Here is a 21,221-nt window from a genome sequence, read left to right as displayed (position 1 = left end):
GGAACCGACGACCTTCTTGTCAGCGGCACGTGAGACCGTGAGGCCCCGCGACGCACATAAGTCGGCACAGGGGAGGACCCGAAGGTGAAGAAGGAACCGCCGCCATCACCGCGCCTGGCCGCCGTCACCGTGCGGGACCCCGACCTGGCCGAGAAGGACCGGGACCTCTTGGTCCGGGCCGACCGTGACCCGCGCTCCTACCCTCGGGGCGAGGTGAGCGTCTGGTGGGCCACGGCCCCCTACCTGCTGCGTCCCGGTCTCGCCGTCGCTGGTCTCGGAGCTGGAGCCTGGGTCACCGGGGCAGTTGAGTGGTACACGCCGAGCCCGCACGACGGCGGGGCCACGGTGAACGACGCCTTCGGTCGCCCGGTGCAGGAACTCTTCGACGGCCTCCACTCCGCCCTCCTCATGGCGTGGCCGATCGGAACCGCCGTCCTCGCGTTCATGGGGTTCGCGTACGCGGCGAACGCTGCTTCGCGGAACAAAACGGCACGGCGCCTGGCGGAGCTCAAAGACCGGTGTGTCCAGCCCTCCGAGCTGAACGACGACGCCCGCACCCTCCTCGCCCGTGCACAGCAGGCGAAGAAGGCTGTTCGCACCTCGGCGGTGCACCGCTTCGACCTCATCGACCGGCAGCACAATGACGTGGCCCTCCCCCGGCAGGAGTGGGAGATCGCGGAGGCCCTGCGGAAGTACACCCGGATGGTAAAGGCCGAGCCCTCCAACCCCAAGGGGGACAAGGTCGCCGCGCTGCTCAACACCCGGCGCCGGGCCCTGCGGGCGAGCCTCGACGGGATCACCCGGCGGGTCGAAGCCCTGGAGTCGTACGCCGAGCAGGTAGCCCAGGCCGATGACCGCTACCGCGAACTGCAGCAGATCCAGACACTGACCGACGGCAGCGACGACGTCCTCGACTTCCTCGCCCGCACCGTGCGCGATGACCTCGCCATCGCCGAGATCGAAGGCATGACCGGAGAGGCCGCCGCCGTCGCCGACGCCTTCACCACGGCGCTCGAATCCGCGAAGGAAGCCGCCGTCATCGCCCTGCCCACTCGCACGACCGCCGCCTGAGCGACGGGGAACGGAATCCACTGATGAACGACCAGAGCGACGGCCCCACCGAGACCGCCGTCCGACTGTGTGAGTTCCCCGCCGGGTGTTCCCGGCCGGCGAAGGTGAAGGCGCCTGGTACCCCCGGGCCGCCGTCGAAATACTGCGATGACCCCGACCACACCGCGCTCAAAGCCCTGCGCTGGGAGCGGAAGCACGGCAAGGACGCCGCCGCTCGTCAGGACGTGGTTCCGGATGACCTGTCCACACTCCCGCACAGTGCCGCCGTGGCGGAGGCGCAGACCACGGAGATCAGCCTTCGTTCCCTCCTGGTCCAAGTCCTCGAAGTGCTCCCCGGCCATCTTGCGGCGGTGGAGGCCGCGGGCGATCCGGAGCTGGCGAGCGTCCAGGTCGCGAACGCGCAGAACGCCGCCCGGCTGGCCGTCACCGAAGCACAGACGAAGCTCGGGGTGGAGCATGAGGCCCGAATCGCCGCCGAGCAGGAGGCGAAGCGGCTCAAAAGCCTGAAGGAGACGGCGGAGGAGGCGGCCGTCGAAGCGGACGGCCTCCGCGAACAGGCCGAGTCGACCGCCACCCTGATGTTCCTCCTCGCGCTGCACGCCGTGCGATCCCAGCAGGTGGCCGAGCGGGAGGCTGAGGAACGGGTCACTGCTGCCGACGCGCGGGCGCACGACGCTCAGGAAGCCGCCCGTGCGGAGATCGAGCGAGTCACGACCGAGACGAAAGAGCAGATCGAAGCGGCGAAGGCGGCAGCCGACAAACAGATTGAGGAACACCGGGCCCGGATCGAGAAGGACGCCAAGGACGAGATCGCCGCCGCCCGGAAGAAGGCGGCGGACGAGATCGCCACCGCCCGGAAGGACGTCGAGACCATCGAGCGGACGGCCCGGGAGCGCGTCGACCAGCTCCAGGCGGAGACCGCCCAGCACAAGGCGACGGCGGAGGCCGCAACGGCTCAGGTCGCGGATGCGAAGCAGGAGCGGAAGGACCTGATCCAGGAGCACCTGACCGACCGGGGCAACCTGATCAAGCAGCACAACGAAGAACGCGATGAGCTGGTCAAGCGGCACAACGCCGACCGGGACCGGCTGCTCGAAGAACTGGAGCAGAGCCGGAAGTTCGGCGCGGACCAGGCGGCGGCGGCCGAGCGGGCGGAGAAGGCTCGCAAGGCTCTGGAGACCCAGGTCCGTCGCCTGGAGCGACAGGTGAAGTCCCCCGCCGGCGGCGGCAAGGGGGGCAAGCCGTCCTCGCCTGCGGCGGACGGGCACGGCCGTGACCAGGTCAGCAGCACCGTGGCCGAGGACGAACCGATCCCCGGGCAGTCGCTCATCGTGAACGAACAGGGCCTTCCGGTCCGCGACGGGGAGGGCGACGAGTGACCGCCGATCCGGCGCTGCTGGACGACTTGTTCACCCAGGAGATCGACGGCCGGGCGGCCCGGTTCGTGCGGCCGGCCGACACCGACCGCCACGACTTCGCGGTGTACGACGGGGACGCCTTCCTCGGGATGCTCTACTCGGACCAGGTCCTCGGGACTGCCGGGTGGCGGCTCGGAGGGAGCGGTGAGCGGCACGGCGCCCTGGACGACGCGGTGCGGGCCTTGCGCAGACCGCGATCGTGGCCGCGCGAGCGGGCGCAGGTCGCGGACTGGGCCCGGCGGCTCCTGGCGGACGACTCACTGGCTGCGGTCGATATCGAGACCACCGGCCTGAACGGGGCGTGGGCGGTACAGATCGCGGCCACCGACAAGAGCGGCACCGTGCTCTTCGACTCGTACGTCAACCCGCAGGCCGGGATCGAACCGGGCGCCATCGCCGTCCACAAGATCACTCCGGAGAGGGTGGCCGACGCCCCTACCTTCGGAGAGCTGCTGCCCGCCCTCGGTGAGGCCCTGCACGGTCGGACGTGCGTGGCCTACAACTTGCCCTTCGACAAAGGGTGCTTGGAACGGGAGCTGGAACGACACCGTTCGGCACAGGTAGCTGCCCACTGGCTGGGCGAGTGCCGGTGGCACGACGCGATGGAGCCGTACGCCGTCTGGAAGGGCCTGTGGTCGGTCAAGCGAGGACGCTACCGCTCGCAGAAGCTCGGAGGCCCGCACACCGCCGTGGAGGACTGCCGCCTCCTCCTGGCGAGGGTGCGGGAAATGGCATCGTCCGATCGACCGTAGGGGGCTGGACCTGTGACAGAACATGCCGAACGGCACGACTCGACCGGCGCGGCTGACGCGTCAGCCCAGCCGGGGTCGGAGCCTCACGTCCAAGGCAGTCCGGAGTCTTCCGGCCAGCGCGTCACCCCGCGCCCGGACGACCTGGACGAAGCCCTGTGGGACGGCCGGGGAATCGACATCACGCCCGACGGTCCGAGGGTCGGAGACGGCTGGTGATCTGGGTCGGCGTTCATCCAGCCGTTTACCGCAGATAGGTCGCGGGCTGGACTCGCTTCGCGTGCGGCGACGTCGTCCGCGAACGCCCGGTGGACAGCACCATCGGCTCTGAGTCTCGGGCGGCTAGGCGCCGTGACGATCAAAGACGGGAAGCGTGGCTGATGTCCGCGGGGGTGCCGCCGTACGGCCTGGGGGCCGCACGGCTGGGTACCTCCGCTCGTCGGTCCTCGACTGCGGGCGCTGAAGGGTTCCGTTCTGTGGTTGAGGTGGACCGCCCCACTGTGGGTCTGCGGGTACCTGTTGGTGCGTCTGCGACAGACGATCTTCGGGTTGCTCTAGAGTCGGGACCATCTTCCCGGTGGCGCCTCGCTACCGGGATTTCGTGTTCTCTGGGTGGAGTTGGATCTTGCGTAAGGCGCGGCTGCACGACCGGAATCCAGCGGGGCCCGTCCCACGTATCAGCTGGGCGGCCCGGGTCCGGGAGGCAGGCGCCCCCTTGGCGATCAGACCGTACCGGCTGCACTTCGCCGCCCGTCTGCTCTCCTGGACCGGCTCGGCCGTGGCGCCCATCGGGCTGGCCTTCGCCGTGCTCAAGATCGGCGGCGGGCCCGGAGCGCTGGGCGCGGTCCTCGCGGCGAGCGTCGTACCCCAGATCCTGCTGCTGCTCGTCGGCGGCGTCGTCGCGGACCGGCTGCCCCGACACCGAGTCATGGTGTGGTCCAACGTCGTCTGCGCGGCCGCCGAGGCGGCGGCGGTGCTCCTGCTCCTCTCGGGCACGGCCCGGGTCTGGCACCTGGTGGCGATGTCGGCCGTCTGCGGGGCGGCGGGAGCCTTCTTCACCCCCGCGGCCGGCGGCATCGTCGTGGAAGTCGTCCCGGCCGAACTCCGGCACGCGGCCAATGCCCTGCTGAAGATCGGGCAGAACACCATGAAGGTCGCGGGGCCCGCCCTGGGCGGCGTCCTGGTCGCCGTGGTCGGCCCTGCCTGGGCCCTCGGCTGGGACGCTCTCACGTTCGCCGCCTCGGCCCTGCTCTTCTCCCGGATCAGCCTCAAGGCCAAGCACGTGAAGGTCCGGACCGGCTTCACCGCCGACCTGCGCGAGGGCTGGGATGACTTCCGCTCCCGCCGCTGGTTGTGGGTGATGGTCTGCCAGGCCGCCGTGATCGTTCCCGTGTGGCTGGTCGGCTACCAGCTCCTGGGCCCGGTGTACGGACAGCGGGTACTCGGCGGTGCCGCGCCGTGGGGTGTGGTGGTGTCCGGCTTCACCGCGGGGCTGGTGGCCGGGGCAGCGCTCGCCCTCATGTGGAAGCCGCGTCGTGTCGGGCTCGTGGTCTGTGCGGGCACCGGTTCGATGGCGGTGCCGCTGGGAGCGATGGCGGCGGCCGTACCGCTGCCCGTCCTCGCGGCCGCCACGGCGTTGGCGGGCACGGGGCTGGCGGTCAGCATGACCGTGTGGGCCTCGTTGGTGCAGGAGAGGATTCCAGCGGACCGACTGGGCCGGACCCTGTCCTACTCGACGCTCGGCCAGATCCTGCCCGTGCCCTTCGGATACCTCCTGGCCGGTCCCGCCTCCCAGGTATTCGGGCTTCGCACGACGCTGGCGGCGGGCGCCCTGATCATCGCGGCCGCCGCTGTCGTGCCGCTGGCCATTGCTCAGGTCCGGGGGCTCTGCCTCGCGCCGCTGGCGACCAAGGAGGGCGACGGCCCGGCAGTACCGGCGCGGGCGGAGAGGTAGAACGCTCGGGCCACCTCGACGGCGCCGGCGAAGTCGCGGAACGCCCGGTCCCGGGCCGCTGCGTCGAGCACGGTCCGGCCGCTCCGCTCGGGCAGCCCCCACCGCTGAACCAGCGATGCGGCGATGCGGTCGGCGCTCAGGTGGGCCGTGGTGCGGTGCGGGTCGGCCGCCTCGACCTCGGCGTTGAAGGTGAACGCGGCGGCCACGGCCTCGGCCACTGAAGGGACGGGGCCGATCAGGTCGCCTGCTTCGGCCACCGTCACCGGCCACACCGTCCAAGCTCCGTCCAGGCGGGCGGAGCGGACGACGATCCGCACCAGTGCTTCCTCCGGCGGGAGCTGGCTCACCTCGTCCTCGGTGAGCCAGTGGGCGAGCTGGCCGCCGGACATGCCGCCCAGCTCCACACCCGCATCGGCAACGCGCCGCAGAGCGGACCGCTCCACCGCCGCGGCTCGCACCGGGCGACACACGTCGTCGCCCTCTTCCTGCGCGAGAGCAGCCAGGACCCGCGTGCGCCACCGGCTGGGGAACCCCGGGTCGTAGAGCTGCTGATAGTTCAGGAGAGCGAGGCAGTTCACGGACTGCCCGCTCGCCTCCGCGACCGGCCGGAAGGCCGCCTGCCAGTACCGGACGAAGCTGGTCTGCCACGGCTCGCCAGCCCAGGCCCCGGCGGTGCCGGGGGCCGGAGGCAGGCCAGCGGCCACCAGGGCAAGGGCCCGCTCGGCGTCCTCCCTCTTGGCGTCGCAGGGGTGCACACGACGCCAGGCATCCGCCCGGTTGAACGCGGTCTTCAACCCCTCCCCCGCCGCGAGGCGGCCCAGGGCGGCCCAGGACCGGCGGGTGTAGGGCAGGGAGCGAGCCAGGTTGGCCAGCCGGGTCGCTTCGGTGGTCTCCAGCTGTCCATCGGCGGCGGCCCGGGTCAGGGCGGCCCGCAGGTTCACCAGGGCTTCGGACAGCGGGCGGCCGTCCTCGGTGTGGAGCACGGCGACTTCGTCGTCCGCGTCCAGGGCGCCGCTGCGGAAATCCTCGAAGATCTGCCCGATGCCGACCATGCCGTACGGAGCGAGCTCGGCGGCCCGCAGGGCTCCCATACTGGCGGCGCCGACCACGGCAACGCCGTCGGCCAGCAGCGCCAGGATCTCCTTGTGCCGTACCGGGGCGCTCTGGTGCCAGAGACCGTCGATGATCAGCACCGTGTCGCCGGGGCCGGCTCCGAGCCGCATCAGGTCCCCGTGCCGAGCCGGGGGGTGCGTCACGGCGTCGGGGAGGACTTCCCTGACGCGGGCGGCGGGCACGGTGGGCCCGGAGAAGACGTGAACGCTCAAGCGACTGCCTCCTGGGTCGGTCGGGGGATGACGTGCCGGGCGTCGTAGCGCAGGGTCGGGGCCAGCACCTTGACGACGGCGAACTCGCGCCGCTGGTGGGCTCCGTGGGTGAGGTCCACGACCAGCGGGGAGTGGCCGGTGACCGCGCTGATGCGGGCCGCCAGGTGCTCGGCCTCGCCTTCGTCCGTGGTGAAGCCGGTGGTGTGCTGCGCGGTGACCTCCGCCCACTTGGCGCCACGGCCGGTGGACGGCTGGGGGCCGTGGTGTACGGCGGGCCGGTAGGCGGCCGGGTGAATGTCCTCCCGGCTGCCGGTGATCTGGGTGAGCCGGGACTGAGCCGCTTCCGTGATCGCCCGGGACAGGGCCACGTGCGGGTCCAGGTGGGCGCCGGAGCCGGAGACCAGCAGGGCAGGCTGGTCCTCGCGCCACAGATAGCAGCTGATGACGGGCACCTCGAACCGGTTCGGCAGGTGCCACAGCTCCAGCCAAGCCCCTGCCGCCCGCACCCGGTCGATCAGGGCCGCACAGTGCTCGTCCTCGACGCTGCCGGGGTCGATGAGACGGCCGTGCCCCGACCCGTCGGCCAGTGCACTGATCGTGTCGCGCTCGATCAGCTCAGCCAGGGCGTGGACGACGGCCTCGGCGCGCGTGTTGCCGGAGGCGAGACCGTTCGTGGACGCGCTGGGCAGGTGCAGCCGCCATCGGTCGTGGGCTTCCCTGCCCAGCTGCACGCACGCGGCCGGGACGAGCGTGGGTTCGCCGTCCAGTGCTGATCGTGCCGTGATCCAGTCCAGGACGGTCCAGCCGGTGAACAGAGAGCCGGGGTGGCTCTCCAGGGCGGTGACCGGATAGGGCAGGTCCAGGCCGAGGCCGTCCGCCGGCGCCCGCACTTCGGCGGTCGGGACGGCCCGCTCGCCGTGCCATGCCTCGATCGCCTCCATGGCCCCAGAGACCCGGGCGGCGGCCAGCGTCACGCCCTTGCCCTGGGCGACGGACAAGGTGCGGGCCAGCGGCCGCACGGCCATGGTCACCGGGATTCCGAGATCATCCAGCCCGGTCACGTCGGCGACGCGGGTGATGCCGTACGACATCAGCAGCGGTCGGATCGCCTCCCAGGTCTCGTCGGGATGACGGGTCCGGTGGGTGCCGTCGAAGTACGCCTTGCGCATGGACTCTTCCCTTCGCAGATGCCGAAGCCCGGCCGCCGGGACACCCAGGTCATGAAGGGTGCCCCGGCGGCCGGGCGGCTTCAGCTACCGCCTGCAGAGCCGTCAGGCAGACGGCAGCGGGTAGGTGTGGGTGTCGGGGAAGGCGGAGTCCGGCACCGCCGGGTCGCCGCCGGAGTTCTGCGGCATGTTGCCCTCGGCGTGCAGCTCGACCACGAAGTCGGCCGGGTCCACGGCCTGCGTCGTGGCGGACGGGATCTGCTGGGACATGGTCGTTCCTCCTGGGGCTAGGGAAGGACGCTGCTACACCGAGAGGTCGGTGAAGCAGATGGTGATCAGTACCTCGCGCGACTGGGAGTCGAGCGGGGTACGCCAGTGGGGGATGCGACTTCCGTCGAATCCGGTGAGGACGCGGTGGCGGACCGGGAAGGTCTCGCCGCCGTCGGGGTACGGGGTGTCACCGAGGCGGTCGGCCACCTGCTGGGTGGTCAGCCACCGCAGGCGGGGCAGCCAGCCCATCGAGACGAGACCGGGGGTCAGGCCGCACGAGAAGGTGATCTCACACTTCCCGTCGTCGCGGTGGACGTGCATGTAGTCGCCGGGCTCGTAGAACTTCAGGCCGAAGCGGATCGGGGTCATCCGGGTCCGGCCGGTCGCCTCGCCCGCCACCTCCGCGAGGCCCTTGGACATGGCCAGGCGGCTGAGCGCGTCTCCCCCGGTGTGGACCCGGCACCGCTGGGGGGAGGTGATCGAGCCGTCCCGCATCACCAGCAGCCCCGGCCGCCGGTTGTGGCGGACGACCGCGTGCGGCTCGCACCGGTCGGCCTCCTCGGCAAGCTCCTCCCAGAGCCCGGGGTCGACCACGTCCTCCGGAACGACCGCCCGTCCCTCCGCCAGCCAGAGCTGACGTGGCGTCATGGCCACCATCACAGGTCCATGAACGACATCGTCACCAGCAGGCCCGTCGACGTGACCGGCCGACGCCAGTGCGGCACGTGGTACCCGGCGAACGCCCGGACACTGCCGTCGCCGTACGGGTGGGCCAGGGTCGTGAAGCCCTCCCCCTCGGGGAACATGCCGTGCTCGGTGACGACCTCCCCCAGACGGTCGGGGAAGGCTCCCATCAGGTCGGGGGCCCAGCCCATCGGCGGCAGGTCCTCGGTCAGCGCGACCGCGACGGTCACGGTGGACTTCACCGAGTCCACGTGCAGGCCCTGGAAGTCGCCTTCCCTGTAGAGCACGACGGCACCACCGCGCGGGATCAGCCGGGGAATTCCGGTGGCCTCGCGCAGCGCCATCAGCAGGGCCTTGTCGTAGGCCAGGGTCTCCAGCACCGGGCCGGGCGGGATGAAGCCGCAGTGCACCGGGGAGGCGAAGCTGCCGTCACGGTGGGCTGCCGTGTGCTCGTGGACGTGGGGGGTGACCAGGTCGATCCGGCCGTGCGCCTCCTCGACCAGGGCCTTGAAGCGGTCCGGCTCCAGGACACCGGGAACGATTGCCGTTCCCGTCTCCTCCCATGCGGCGCGAGCCGGCAGCCGATCCACGGGTGCTGCGGTGTCCATGATCCCCTCCAGTTGGTCTGTCTGTCCGGGTGGCGCCGTGCGGCCGGTGGAACCTCGACCCGCCGCCGAAGCCGTTCCGGCGGCGAGCCGAGGGGTCGGCGGCGTTCGCCCATTGAACTGCCGGGGAACACAAGGAATGAGGGGCCACGAAGGGGTGCGTTTCCCGGCGGGGGGCCGCTCCGGGGGGCCAGGATGAGGGCCGCACCCGACGGCGACGGAGGGAAAGTGTCATGGTGGCCCCGGACGGCATCGGCGCCTTACTTCGAGCGATCCGCGAACGCGCCGGACGCACCCGAGACCAGCAGGCCAAGGTCGTTCAACAGGCCCAGGGCGGCCGGTGGTTCGACTGGGAGAACATCAAGCGGTGGGAACTGGAGAAGCGGTTACCGGTCCCGGACTGGCACGAGACGATCGCCCGCGCATACGGGCTGAGCGTCGCGGACGTGCAGCGGGCAGTCGCCGCATCGCGGCAGCACCGACGCAGCCAGCGCAGGGAGAAAGAGGACGTGAAGCGACGCAGTTTCTTCGGGGTGGCGGCCGCGGCCGTAGGTTCAACCGCGTTGCCGGGCATCGCGCAGGCGCGCGAGGGCATCGACGGGGCCCTCACCGGCTCCGGAGCCGGTGACCTGGCTTACCTGGAGTCGGCATTCGAGCGGCACCGGGGCGGCTACCACGGCCGGGCGCCCGGCGACGTGCTGAGCGAAATGCAGGCGGACCTCGATCTCCTCGGTCAGGTCCTCCGCCAGCCCCACCCCGCCGGGGCTCGTGCTGATCTCGCCCGTACCGCTGCGGGGATTGCCGGTCTCGTCGCCATCGTCCAGCACGATCGCGGCGACAAGGGGGACGCCTTCCGCTGGTTCGCGACGGCAGAGAAGGCGGCTCGCGAGTCCGGTGACCGCAGGATGACCGCCTGGGTGCTGGCGCGGCACGCGATGGTGCCACTGAACTACGGCGCCCCGGAGGCGGCCGTACGGATCGCCTCCCGAGCTCGCAGGGCCGCCGGTCGGACGCCCACCGCCGCCGGCGCATTGGCGGCGGCGGTCACGGCCCGCTCCCTGGCCGCCATCGGTGATCTTCGGGGCGCCCGGATGGCGGTCACAGATGTGCGGAACCTCGTGGAACACCTCGACGGACAGGAGACAGCAGATACCTGGTTCGGCTATCCGGGACAGAAGCACTTCGTCCACCTCTCCCAGGCGTACACCCTCCTCGGGGACACGGAGGCTGCCTACGCGGCCCAGGACGGTGCCCTCGACCTCACCGACTCCCCATCGGTGATGACCCGGGCCCTGATCGCGATGGACACAGCCGCCTGTCTGCGCCTCGACGGCGACTCTTCAGCGGCTGCCGAGATGGCGGCAGGCATCTTCGACCGCCTCCCGGCCCCCTACCGTGACGGCCTGATCCGATCTCGGGCCGAGGCTCTGCACCAGGCGCTGAACGGCCGTCCACGGGACCTTCTTGGGCAGGCTCTCGCCTGACAGGCGCTCTGTCGCGCGGAGCACCCAAAGGTTCAAATCAGGGTACGGGCGGGCAATTCCGTGGCAGAGTGGGCCAATAGCCCAGCGCCGAATCCCCCCCGTTTCGACGCTGGGCTTGCCCGTTCCCGCGTGACCTCCTGGGCGGGCGCTCGTTCATCTCGGCGGAGGTCATTCCGCATCGACTTTCACGCTCGGCGCCGAGCGGTGTCTTCGGAACGGTCCCTGATCGGTCCGCCCGCGGAAGGGTGTTGAAGACACCGAGGGGCTTCTCCTCCTACCCCCGCGGGGGTAGGAGGAGAAGCCCCTCGTCGTTCGTCGTCAGTCCAGGCCGGCGTACGCGATGCTGAGCACCGTGACGGTCTTGGTCTCGGCGCCGACCATCAGCACCACCGCCAGGTCCCCGGCGGCCCACAGCCGCACCACGCCGTCATCGACGTTGCCGTACGGCTCGGTCGCGGTGATGGGGTCGGTGAGCGAGTCGAGCAGAAAGCGGGCCAGGCGGTCGCGGGCCCGCTCGGGCAGGCTCCGGTAGACCTCGTGTTGCGTGGGGTCCATGTAGAGCCGGTAGTTCACGCGACCCGCCGCTCGCTGATCAGCTCGGTGACGTCCGTGTACTCCGGCGGCAGAGCGCCGCCGTGCTGACGCTGGTAGTCCAGGACCTCGGGGGCCTTCGCGGCTCCGGCCCGCAGGTCCTCGATGAGCTTTCGCCACCGGGCACCGAGGGCTTCCAGCTCGCTGAACGGGGTGAGGTTCAGCTGACGCATGAACTCCATCCGCTGGCCCGGCGTCAGGGCGTGAGCGATGGCGTCCGGGGTCCACTCCCCCTCGCCAGGATTCGTCGCCTCGCGCATGGTCACCGCCTTCCCGTGGCACGGGGCTCCGGAACGGTCGCCGGGCCCTCGCCCCCCAGAGTAGCGGCGGCAAGGGCCCGTGCGGGATACGACGGCCAGTCCCGACCGGCTACCGGCCGGTGCCCGGAGGAAGGGCGGGACGGTCCCGGCGCCCGCTCATCGGGCGTCCGCTGCGGCGTTCTCCTCGGCGGCGGACCGGCTCCTCCCGCTCGACGTGCACGGTGTGCTCCTCGGCGGCCGGCGCCGGGGCGGGAGCGGGGATGACGGTGAAGACGATCCGGTACGCGGGGGTGCCGGGTTCGGACCGCCGGTTCTGCAGACGGCGCGGTTCGTCCACGGCGACCGGTACCGGGTACGCCGCGAGGGCCTTCCTGATCAGGTCCGTGACCTGCTCCTGTTCCTCGACGCTCGCGCCCATGATCCGGATCTCGGCCATCAGCGGGTCACCTCCTGGCGGGGTGCGGCCTCCGGGAGGTGAGCGCGGCCGCGGGCGCGGGACCGCCGCAGCAACTCCTCGCGTACGTACTCGCACCCCTTCACCGCAGGCAGTCCCCTGACCGGGGTGACCGGGTCGTCCCCCTCCCGCAAAGCCCAGGATTCGTCGGCAGCGAGGTGCATCGGGCGCTTGCCCGCCCGCGCGGTGTCGGCCGCGATCAGCTTCTGGTCCTCCCCCGGCCGGCCCGGGACGATCAGGCGCCCGCGGGTCACGTCCCGCACCCGGACCAGTACGCGCTCCCACGGGGAGGCGTCCGCCAGGTCCTCGTCGGAGAGCCCTCCGGCGTACCGCTCCCCCAGCGGGACGGACGGCTTCACCCGGCGGTCCAGCAGCACCTTGCCGGTGGAGGCGTCCATGACGGCAATCTCGATGATCTCGGTCGTCTCGGTGTCGTTGGTCGGCTGCCCGGAAGACCTGGTGCACAGCAGCACCGCCGTGTCCGCCGCCAGGATCTCGCGTGCCTGACGTGCCCGTTGGCCCCACCGGGTGCCGCCGACCGTGATGTCCGCGCAGTAGCGGGCGGCCTGCTGGTCGGCGCGGAGCTCGGCGGCGACCTGCTCGCGTGTCGGGCCGTCCTGGTCGTCGCGGGCCCAGTCCAGTGCCCACGCGCCGGTGCGGTCGTCGTGGAAGGCCCACACCTCGACCTGGTGCCGGTCGGCGACGGCGGCGGCGAAGGCGTGAATCGCCTCGGCGCGGGTCGTCACCCGGCTGTACTCGCGGAGCGGACTCGGCTCTCCGGGTCGTACCGCGCGGACCTCCTCCCACGGCACACCCGGAAGATCCCGCAGGCCCTCGACATCGCGGGTCCGGAACAGCGGTACCTCGATCCACCTCCGCCGCCCGACCCGGGCCTCCGTGTGGGTGGCCGGGGTGATCCAGCCTGCGGCCACCACGTGCTGCCAGTCGGTGGGGTACCGGATCTCCAGCAGTCCGGCCGCCTCGTCGGCCCGGATCAGCCGGTCCCCCGTCACCTTCTCGCACAGCTCCTCGTCCGCGGCGAGCACGTCCAGGTCCTCGACGGCGAACCGTCCGCCCCTCCCCGCGCTGATCCGCCCGTCCTGGGCGACCTGCTTCAGCTCGGCCACCTTCCACCCCAGACGGCCGGCTGCCTCGTCGGGCGGCAGGCTCACCTCCACCCACGCGGTCCACTCGGCCTCGCTGCGGGCCTTCGCCTCCTGCCGGGCGGCGATCAGCTCGGACATCAGCGCCTTGGCGTCCTCGGACACCGCGAGGGCCCGCGCGTCGCGTACCGAGTAGAGGTCCCAGCCCTTGTACTCATCCACGACGCGCAACCTGGTCTTCTCGGCCAGGGACGGCACGTCGGCGGCCTCGACTTCGAGTCCGGTCAGCTCGGCCAGCAGCTCGGCCGTACGCCGGGCGCCGTAGCCCTCGCGGTCCGCGATGCCCTCGCGGATCTCATCAACCCGCGGGGCGAGGGCGTCGGCTGCCTCGCGCGACCACCCCTTGGACTTGTCGCGGGGCGGGATGAGCCCCAGCTCCTGTGCCCGGGTGACCATCCAGGGCTCGATGCCCAGTTCGGCCGCCAACTGCGTTCCGTTGACCACTTTCGGCCGCGCCTTTTGCGCCGCGACCGCTACCTCTTCGGACATCTTGTAGAGCCTTCCATTTCTCGCCTACTTCACCGACGCCATTTCATGAATAGCAGTACCGGCAACGCTTGACAAGCAGAATCGACAAGCAAGCAGAAAGGCGACTCAGAAGCGATCGGCGGATATGTAGGGTCGAAATAACGTTATTAGTCAGAACCCTTTCGCGATTCAGTTTGAGAAACCTCCTTGGTGGGCCAGTGGTCCGCGATCCCTTGCCGGACGATGGCGCCGAAGGTGAGCACATGGGCGCCGAGGGCGGCTCGCCGGTCGCGCTGTTCCTCGGTGAGTCCGCGCAGGTTGCCCAGCCCTTGGCTCAGGATCTCCTCGATCCACGGCTCACTGATCCGCCACGCGGCCGCCCGCGCCTGCCAGACCAGGTCATAGTCGAGCGTGCAGGCGAAGGGAGTCCCGAAGTCCTCCCCTGGCCTCTCCGACCCGGGCCACATGCCGGGCAACGACAGCTCGGCCTTCTCCTCCTCGGTCAGCGGGCGCCAGTCGCGGGCAAGGTCCGGCTGCGCCATGCGGCCGCGCACGCAGGCTTCGACAAGGTGGTCCTCTGTCGGCCACTCCGCCTTGCGGCGCAATTCCGCCTCTACTCGAATCTTCTTACGCTCTCGGGAATCCCTCGCGTTTAGCAGGGAAAGGCGACGCCAGGTTTTTTCAGCCAGCCGGTACGACCGGGCGGTGCTGCTGATCCGTGTCGCAAGATCCTCGGACATGTGGACGGTGACGCGCAACGTTGCTGGCATACACCTATTAAACCGTTCAGGAAACCAATATGCCAATGGCCCGGGAAACCTCCCGGGCCATTGGCATGATTTGTTCGACTTCCTGGCGAAGCGACGTTCTATTCCTTCGGGGGAAGGGCCTGGTCGGCTGCCTGCCCGGCCTGGGCGACCTCGGCCGGCGAGAGGACGCGACGCTGTTTGCGCAGGTGGCTGCGAAGGCGCCGGGCCTCGATCACCACCACGCCGTCGAAGACCAAGATGCCGCGACGGCCAACCGGAGCCCCGTGTACGGCGATGATCGGCCGGACGTCGACCGGCAGCCCGTCCAGTGGACGCCGGAGGGCGGCAGCTGCCTGCCTCGCCTCCCCGTGGACTTTCGCCACCTCGCGGTTCTGAGCGTGGGCGCCGTACCACAGGGTTCCGCCGTCGGGGCTGACGGCGACTCGCGCCCCCTTGGCCTGCCAGTTCTTGGTGTTGATGCAGGCAATACCCCAGTGCCCGATGGCGAGATGGTCCAGATTCGCGACCTTGCCGAGTGCGCGGTCGTGGAGGATGACCGCGCCGCGGCGGGCCAGCGGGGCGAGCATCCGCGCGGTCCGCCGTTCGCCTTCTGCGCCGGACCGCCAGGCCCGTACGTGCTGGGGGGCCGTGAGCGTTCCGCACCACGCGAGGACGACGGCGAGGGCGGCGATGTGGCCGAACAGCGGGACGCCGATGCCGTGCCAGCCGATCCACCACTCCAGCACCCCGGCGAGGGCGAGTACGGGGGCCAGCCCGATGAGGAATCGCCGTCGTGCCGACGTCCTCCAGGATCGGAGACGCCGCTTGTACTCCTGCTGGGCCGACTGGCCCGGTCCCACACGGATCGCCATCCGCTCCCCCGTTTCGTGGTGGTGCGTCAGGAGGCTGCGGGCAGCAGCTTCGCCGCCCACTCCTCGGTCGTGGTGATGATGATCGGCTCGACGTCGACATGTCGGAGCACCCGAAGGAGGTCCTGGACGCGCTGCTGGGCCTGGGCGGGATCGTGAGTCCCGGGGTGCTTGGGGCACTGGGCGACCAGGTGCTTCCAGCAGAAGTGCGCGTTGCGGGCCAGCCGCAGCGTCTCGTCCCGGGGGGCCTGTTGGTCGTGCCGGAGCCAGGCCGCGCGCATGTGCAGTTCCAGGCTGGTGGTCCATGCCGCCCTGCGCAGTGCCAGGTTGGCCCTGACCGCGACGACGTTCACGGTGTAGGGGTGCACGGCTCCGTACGCGTCGTCCAGCGCGTCTTCGAGATCCTTGGCCGCGACCTCGGCGGCGGGAAAGTTGCCCGCGATGTCCGCGGACCTCACCGCATCCAGCATCTCCCCGTACTCGGGGGGCAGGGGTGCCATCCAGTCGACGTTGGGGGTGGCCGGGGGCGGGCCGGGGATGACCGGCTCACCGGTGGGCGGGGGAAGGTGGACGGGGGCGGCTGCGGTTGCGGGAGGCGGCTCGGGAGCTCGGCGTGCTGCAGGCGGGGCCGGCGCCGGGTGAGGTTGTTCGAGCGGCGTCACCTCGCCGTCCCAGTCGACAATCAGGGGCCAGGTGCTGCCGTCCGGCTCCTTGGCGTTGACGCGGACCGGTCGGTCGAGTCGGGCGGCCTTCTCCTGGATGTGCGCCAGGGCGGCGTCGCGGGCGTCCTGGCCGGGGAGGGTGTCCACTGGATGCCCGTCGACGCTGGCCTCACCGCTCTCGCGGATCACGATCGTGTAGACCGGGGTCAGGGGGACGGCGTCATGGTCGGTCACAACAGGCATCGGGCCACTTCCTTACTGCTTTTCCGTGTGCAGCCGGTCCGGGTCGGTCCACGTGGCGGCACAGCACCTCTGGATGGCGTCGAGCGCGGGCCCGGCGCCGTAGTACAGAACGGTTCCCGGCCGCGTACGGTCGGTCAGTTCGGTGCTGGTGGCGTTGATCAGGTGCTGAGCGTGGGGGGCGATCTCGTCCATCAGCTTGTTGGCCCGGTCCGCGGGTAGCGGGGCGACGGGCCAGCGGAGCGTCCAACACGCGGCCACCAGCCACGGGGGGCTGGCCGCGAACTCGTCGGTCGCGCGTACGTCCAGCTCCCCCGTGGTGAGGTTGAGCCAGACGAAGCAGGCCGCCTCTTCGGTCAGCTTCTTCGCTGCCTCTTCGGTCAGGGGCCGCCAGGCCACGGAGGGCCGGGTGCGTCCCTTCGGATCAGCGACCGGCATAGGGGTTCTGGGTCGCGGGCTCGGCGGCGGCTCCCTGTGAGCCCTGCGGCGGGACGCTCGGCCCCGGCTCGGCCTGTGCTCGGGCGTACGCCTCGCGGACCGCCGCCGGGACCGGGCCGCGGTCGGGCACCTCGTGCCCGTTCGCCTTGGCCCAGTCGCGGACCTTCTTGGTCTCGGCCGCCGTCTCGGACTTGGGCTTCGCCGTCTTGCGCCCCTTGCGGCCGGCGCCCTGCTTCACCCGGGCCACCTTCAGCAGCGGAGCGAGAGCTTCGTCGTACTCCGCCAGGTGCTCCGGGTTGAGGTCGACCTCGTACTCCGTCCCCCGCCACATGAAGTCGATCCGCTCGACGCCCTTGATGCTCTCCTCGTCCAGGTCGTCAACCAGGATCAGCCGATCTGCCACACCCGTCTCCTTTGCTCTGTTCTAGATCATCTCAAAAGGCACTGACATGCCACTTCTTATCCGGCATTGGGGAAGTACGGCGGGGCCCAACCCTGGTACGTAGCACCCCATTTCGACTCAATATCCGTGGCAGGAACGATCGAAATCCGGCCGGGCTCGCGGATGTCGTTGGAGGCGATCTCTCCGTTGCCGACGTAGAGCGCGACATGCCCCGCCCGGCCGTCGGTGCTCCAGAACATGAGGGCACCGACCGGGGGGTTGCGGTCCCGGTTGTGCCGCATTGTGGACGGCATTGCCCAGTAGTGGTCGATGGCGTACTGGGAACCGGCGGAGGTCCAGCCGTACGACTGAGCAACGAACTTCAGGCACCAGCGATACCACTCCAAGGACCCACTGTCGGCCTCGCGCTTGGCCCACTTAATGGCGTCGGCGGTGGACCGGGGGTTCTTCACCTGGGCGGGCCAGTTGGCGTTGCCGTCGTGGAACGCCGTGCCGGGCTTGGCGGGGATGTCCTGTTGGTCGTCTTCGTTCTCGCACCGCTCGTTGGGCGCCTGGCCGGTCGGCTCCTCGGAGCTGGATGCGTCACCTGACGGCCTGGTCGGCTGGGTGCTCGTGGCTTCGCCGGCGCGGGTGAGATTGATCCCGGCTTCCTTGGCGATGCGGCGGGCTTCGGACTCCTGCCCGGAGTACAGCGTCGGGTGCGCCGACCGCTGGACCTTCTGGGCGGCCTTCCCCATCTCCATGCGCTCCCAGCCACTTATGTCGGTAAGGCCGGGGGGATCGCCGCCGTCCCCGCCGAGGAAGAACATCCTGGCCGCGTAGTGGACGTCCATGATCTGTTCCTTGGTGCCCCACCCGGTGCTCGGGCGCTGCTGGAAGACACCCACACTGTCTTTGTCGCCGTGGTCCAGGTTGAGGAGAGTCGACTCCTGGAGCGCGGTCATGAGGGCGATCAGGGTCGCTCGGCCGGACAGCTTCGCCTTGACCGCCTCCGAGTCAATGATCTTGGCGTTCTCGATCTGCTTGGCGTGAAGCCCGTCGGTGCTGTCGGTGCCCCCTTCATCGTTCTCGTCATCGTTCTCGTACTGGGCATCGGGCAGACCGGCGCCGCCGCAGGACGCGGCGGACGCCTGGGAGCTACCGGCGATGCCGCCGACGATCCCGAGTCCTATCAGGAAGCAGAAGAAGAGGATGCCGGCGGGGACGACGAGTTTCAGCGCCGCCCCCCGACGCGCCACCCCCGAGGCCAGCATGGCGGCCTGGCGCGAATTCACGTCAGACCCCCAGCACCCTCGACACGCGCCACTGGTCGCCGTCGCGCGTCATCTCCGCCTGGAAGACATAGGTCTTGTCGTACTTCTTGTAGCCCTCGATGACGGTCTTGACCTTGACCTCCCGCCAGGCCCGCAGCGGGGTGTCGATGCCCAGCTCCTCGTCGGCCTTGCCCACCTCGACCCCGGTCACGGTGGACACCCCGCCGTTGGAGATCAGGTTGTCCCACAGGCTGTCTCGGGTGCCCGCGAGATTGCGGGCCAGGGCCTCGGTCATCCACGGAGCCGCCCGCTCGACCACGGTCTCGTGCTCCCTGTCGACCGGCGGGTTGCGGGTCATGTAGACCCGGCCCCAGCCCTCCGCCGTCTTCTCCGGCGCGCTCAGGTCCACGGCCGGAAGCGAGGCGGACGGCGACGCCGATGCGGAAGGGCTCGGCGGCGAGCTCGCCGTCGTGCCCCCGCCGGCGGGATCGGCGGCGGGGGCACTTGGGGCGGTGCTGACGCTCTGCTGTCCCTTGTCGTCCCCGGTGATCCACTTCGTGGCGCCGAATCCCACGACCAGGATGACGACGATGATCAGGGCGGCACCGGCAGGGTTCATGGGCTCCTTGGCCCGCTCCTCCTCCAATACCTGTTTCATCGTCGTCTTGCGGTTGGTCTTCGCCGTACGGCGGGCTTGGCGGCGGGCCTTGCGGCGCTGGCGCCGCTTGCCCCCCTCCTCAACCTCCGGAACCTCGTAGACCTCCTGCAGCAGCTCGCGGAAGTCCGCGGGCGTACGCGGCTTCTTGTCGTCGTCAGCCACTTAGTTCCCCCCGTTGCGGCGCGTCACGGTCGGCACGGACAGACCCCGGCCGCGGCCGCGACTGCGGGCCCGGCTGCGGTTCTCCGGCCGGGTGGGGTTGGGCCCGGTGGAACCGCCGGGACGGTTCGGTGTCGAGCGGACCACCTTGTGCGGAATGACCTTCGGCGCGGAGGTGCCCGTCTTCGGACCCTGCCGGAAGGTGTAGCTGGCACCGCTGTTCTCGGTCCGCAGCGTCGGGGACGGACGGCTGGCCGCTCCCGCTGCCGGACGGCTCGTGCTGTTCGCCGCCGCCTGCGCGGAGCCGCTTGCGGCGGGCAGTGCCTGACGGGGCACCGAGCCCCCGACCTCCGCCGGGCGGCGGGTGCCTCCGACCTCGGCCGGGCGGCGGGTGCCCGGGACGGCCTTGGCCGGGCCGTCGGCAACGGACCGGCCGCGGGCCGGCGCGGTGGACGACGGCAGTTCCGGACGGCTGGTGAGGGGACCGACTTCCTTGCGGCTGCCGCTGTTCGGCAGTGCGGCGCCTGCCGTCTGGCCGGAGGGCAGCGGCGGCATGGGGCGGCGGGCACCGGCCAGGGCGCCCGGGTTGCCGCCCGGCGGAAGCTGCGGGGTCGTCGGCCTGTCGGCGTTACCGCCGCCTCCACCACCGCTGCGGCGGGGCATACGGGGCATACGCGGAAGCCGCATCCCCGCGAGTCCGCGGCCGAGTCCCTTGGTGATACCCCATCCGGCCTTACCCGCCGCGCGGGCGGCGAGCAGTCCGCCGACGGCGGCGGCCGGGCTGGTCAGGCCGGTGACGCCGACGATGGACTCCAGGACGCTGCGGAACTTGAAGGCGACGATGGCGGTGGCGATGCTGATTCCGGCGGCGGCCGCATAGCCGTACTCGCCCATCATCTTGGTGGACGCGGTGGTCACGACCAGGACCGAGCCGAGGGTCATCGTGGCGATGGCGCTCTGCAGGGTGTAGCCGAGGAGGAAGTCGAACCAGCGGACGCCCCACGTCCTGGGCCTTCCTGGGATGATCCACAGGCAGGCGAAGATCACTCCGGACACCAGCATGAGCAGGGCGCCAAGCAGGGACGCCAGACTCGCGAAGGCCAGCATCAGGACCAAGGCCGCGAACAGGATCACGCAGATCAGCGCCGGGATGGCGACCATCATGCGACCGACCGGGTTGTGGCCGTCGACCCAGGAGTTCGATTCACCTCCGATGCGGTCGCCCACGCCCTTCATATGCTCCTTGCGATCCTCCGGGTTGATGCCCTTGTCCAGCAGCCCCTTGCCTTCGGCCTTGCAGGCTTCCAGGCTGCCGAACTGGACCACGCACCACGGGGTCACGACGTACGTCCGCCAGACGGCATCGCTCGACTTCCGCAGCATGTTGTCGCGCTCGTTGTTGCCGTACGTGGTCTTGTGGCCGAGGTCGATGGGCTCCTTCGTGCCGTCACCCAGGCCGGCGCTGGTGGCGTTCATGGCCACGCTGCTACCGACGTTGCGGGCGGAGTCGATCCCGTTGACCCAGGTCTGCGGGGCCATCAGCAGCGAGATGGAGAAGATGGTCGAGACCGCCACCCAGCCCAGCTGGGACAGGCCCGATCCGGCAGCCCGGCGGTGGTTGGCCCACGCGACCAAGGCGCCAATCACCATCGCGGAGGGCAGCAGCGTCTCGGTGAGCGTCTTCGCCGCACCGCCCACGGAGGCGGTGATCGCGTTCTCCAGCGGCGGGATCGTGGTCACGTTGAAGATCCACTGCACGATCGTGACGGCGGCGGAGCCGATCACGGCGGTGAGGGCCATGCAGATGATCGCGGGGATCTCCAGCATGGGGTCCATGACGTCCCACATGCCGTAGTCGTCGGTGACCGTGTAGAGCAGGGGGTTGCCGTACTCCTCGTACAGGGTCCCCTGGCCCTTCGTGTACGGGATGTCCACGGAGGGCAGGAGGTCACCGATGCCGACCGGGGTGTAGTCCTTCGCCCATGCCGACTGCGCAGTGACCATCAACGTCACGTAGATCCCCAGGACGGGGATCAGGACGGTCCGCTTGCGGGGCAGCCGGAAGTTCTGCAGCCGGATCAGCAGCTTCAACACGCTGAAGCGGTACTTCTTCGGCGGTTCGAGACTG

General features: G+C 70.6%; 21 protein-coding genes and 1 pseudogene. 5 read left to right on the top strand and 17 right to left on the bottom strand.

Features of this window, described 5'->3' with window-relative positions:
- Positions 1-84: 84 nt before the first annotated feature.
- From ABZ532_RS30010 to ABZ532_RS29995, 4 genes are all read left to right on the top strand, one after another.
- Positions 85-1,071, top strand: coding sequence for a hypothetical protein (locus tag ABZ532_RS30010; protein WP_361290694.1), 987 nt, complete (start codon positions 85-87; stop codon positions 1,069-1,071).
- Positions 1,072-1,094: 23 nt separating this feature from the next.
- Complete coding sequence (locus ABZ532_RS30005) at positions 1,095-2,450, top strand: hypothetical protein (RefSeq protein ID WP_361290691.1); 1,356 nt, start codon at positions 1,095-1,097, stop codon at positions 2,448-2,450.
- The gene (locus ABZ532_RS30000; RefSeq protein ID WP_361290688.1) at positions 2,447-3,241 is read left to right on the top strand and encodes a 3'-5' exonuclease; all 795 of its coding nucleotides are present in this window, start codon (positions 2,447-2,449) and stop codon (positions 3,239-3,241) included. The genes ABZ532_RS30005 and ABZ532_RS30000 overlap by 4 nt, the downstream gene beginning before the upstream one ends.
- A 712-nt stretch (positions 3,242-3,953) precedes the next feature.
- Positions 3,954-5,192: an MFS transporter gene (locus tag ABZ532_RS29995; protein ID WP_361290685.1), complete on the top strand. Its 1,239-nt coding sequence runs from the start codon at positions 3,954-3,956 to the stop codon at positions 5,190-5,192.
- Here ABZ532_RS29995 and ABZ532_RS29990 read toward each other — a convergent pair.
- The 5 genes from ABZ532_RS29990 to ABZ532_RS29970 form a co-directional block, all read right to left on the bottom strand.
- Positions 5,111-6,517, bottom strand: a complete 1,407-nt coding sequence (locus ABZ532_RS29990; RefSeq protein WP_361290682.1) for a TfuA-like protein — start codon at positions 6,515-6,517, stop codon at positions 5,111-5,113. The two genes, ABZ532_RS29995 and ABZ532_RS29990, sit on opposite strands and share 82 nt — an antisense overlap.
- The gene (locus tag ABZ532_RS29985) at positions 6,514-7,686 is read right to left on the bottom strand and encodes a YcaO-like family protein (RefSeq protein WP_361290679.1); all 1,173 of its coding nucleotides are present in this window, start codon (positions 7,684-7,686) and stop codon (positions 6,514-6,516) included. The genes ABZ532_RS29990 and ABZ532_RS29985 overlap by 4 nt, the downstream gene beginning before the upstream one ends.
- 102 nt (positions 7,687-7,788) lie before the next feature.
- The gene (locus ABZ532_RS29980) at positions 7,789-7,953 is read right to left on the bottom strand and encodes a hypothetical protein (RefSeq protein ID WP_199809637.1); all 165 of its coding nucleotides are present in this window, start codon (positions 7,951-7,953) and stop codon (positions 7,789-7,791) included.
- Positions 7,954-7,986: 33 nt separating this feature from the next.
- Complete coding sequence (locus ABZ532_RS29975) at positions 7,987-8,601, bottom strand: hypothetical protein (RefSeq protein WP_361290676.1); 615 nt, start codon at positions 8,599-8,601, stop codon at positions 7,987-7,989.
- A gap of 8 nt (positions 8,602-8,609) precedes the next feature.
- Complete coding sequence (locus ABZ532_RS29970) at positions 8,610-9,245, bottom strand: hypothetical protein (protein WP_361290673.1); 636 nt, start codon at positions 9,243-9,245, stop codon at positions 8,610-8,612.
- A 230-nt stretch (positions 9,246-9,475) separates the two neighbouring features.
- Here ABZ532_RS29970 and ABZ532_RS29965 point away from each other — a divergent pair, with 230 nt between their 5' ends.
- Positions 9,476-10,726, top strand: coding sequence for a transcriptional regulator (locus ABZ532_RS29965; protein ID WP_361290670.1), 1,251 nt, complete (start codon positions 9,476-9,478; stop codon positions 10,724-10,726).
- Between the two features lie 318 nt (positions 10,727-11,044).
- Here ABZ532_RS29965 and ABZ532_RS29960 read toward each other — a convergent pair whose 3' ends face one another.
- The 12 genes and pseudogenes from ABZ532_RS29960 to ABZ532_RS29905 all read right to left on the bottom strand — a co-directional run.
- Positions 11,045-11,281: a hypothetical protein gene (locus tag ABZ532_RS29960; protein ID WP_361290667.1), complete on the bottom strand. Its 237-nt coding sequence runs from the start codon at positions 11,279-11,281 to the stop codon at positions 11,045-11,047.
- 14 nt (positions 11,282-11,295) lie between these two features.
- The gene (locus ABZ532_RS29955; RefSeq protein ID WP_030794394.1) at positions 11,296-11,577 is read right to left on the bottom strand and encodes a hypothetical protein; all 282 of its coding nucleotides are present in this window, start codon (positions 11,575-11,577) and stop codon (positions 11,296-11,298) included.
- Between the two features lie 109 nt (positions 11,578-11,686).
- Positions 11,687-12,013 (bottom strand): hypothetical protein, encoded by a 327-nt coding sequence (locus tag ABZ532_RS29950; protein ID WP_315880654.1) that lies wholly within the window; start codon positions 12,011-12,013, stop codon positions 11,687-11,689.
- Positions 12,013-13,683, bottom strand: a complete 1,671-nt coding sequence (locus tag ABZ532_RS29945) for a hypothetical protein (RefSeq protein WP_361290663.1) — start codon at positions 13,681-13,683, stop codon at positions 12,013-12,015. Before ABZ532_RS29945 ends, ABZ532_RS29950 begins: the two co-directional genes overlap by 1 nt.
- A 146-nt stretch (positions 13,684-13,829) precedes the next feature.
- A complete protein-coding gene (locus ABZ532_RS29940; protein WP_361290660.1) occupies positions 13,830-14,402 on the bottom strand; it encodes a hypothetical protein in 573 nt (190 codons plus the stop codon).
- 128 nt (positions 14,403-14,530) lie between these two features.
- Positions 14,531-15,283 carry a nuclease-related domain-containing protein gene (locus ABZ532_RS29935; protein WP_361290657.1) on the bottom strand — a complete coding sequence of 251 codons (753 nt, stop codon included), beginning with the start codon at positions 15,281-15,283 and terminating at the stop codon, positions 14,531-14,533.
- A gap of 26 nt (positions 15,284-15,309) precedes the next feature.
- Positions 15,310-16,185 carry a hypothetical protein gene (locus ABZ532_RS29930; RefSeq protein ID WP_361290654.1) on the bottom strand — a complete coding sequence of 292 codons (876 nt, stop codon included), beginning with the start codon at positions 16,183-16,185 and terminating at the stop codon, positions 15,310-15,312.
- Between the two features lie 12 nt (positions 16,186-16,197).
- Positions 16,198-16,581: a hypothetical protein gene (locus ABZ532_RS29925; RefSeq protein WP_361290651.1), complete on the bottom strand. Its 384-nt coding sequence runs from the start codon at positions 16,579-16,581 to the stop codon at positions 16,198-16,200.
- A 25-nt stretch (positions 16,582-16,606) separates the two neighbouring features.
- Positions 16,607-17,023: an Lsr2 family protein gene (locus ABZ532_RS29920; protein ID WP_361290648.1), complete on the bottom strand. Its 417-nt coding sequence runs from the start codon at positions 17,021-17,023 to the stop codon at positions 16,607-16,609.
- Between the two features lie 56 nt (positions 17,024-17,079).
- On the bottom strand, positions 17,080-18,297 hold the full coding sequence (locus tag ABZ532_RS29915; RefSeq protein ID WP_361290645.1) for a peptidase M23: 1,218 nt from the start codon (positions 18,295-18,297) through the stop codon (positions 17,080-17,082).
- Between the two features lies 1 nt (position 18,298).
- Positions 18,299-19,096 carry a hypothetical protein gene (locus ABZ532_RS29910; RefSeq protein WP_361290642.1) on the bottom strand — a complete coding sequence of 266 codons (798 nt, stop codon included), beginning with the start codon at positions 19,094-19,096 and terminating at the stop codon, positions 18,299-18,301.
- Positions 19,097-21,221: pseudogene (locus ABZ532_RS29905) on the bottom strand (hypothetical protein); the annotation flags it as partial. It abuts the gene before it with no gap.

Origin of the sequence: Streptomyces sp. NPDC019396 (assembly GCF_040632375.1) — a bacterium.
In the GTDB taxonomy this organism is placed as follows: Bacteria; Actinomycetota; Actinomycetes; order Streptomycetales; family Streptomycetaceae; genus Streptomyces.
Note: the sequence above shows the minus strand (reverse complement) of the source record. Positions and strands in the feature narration are given on the sequence as shown.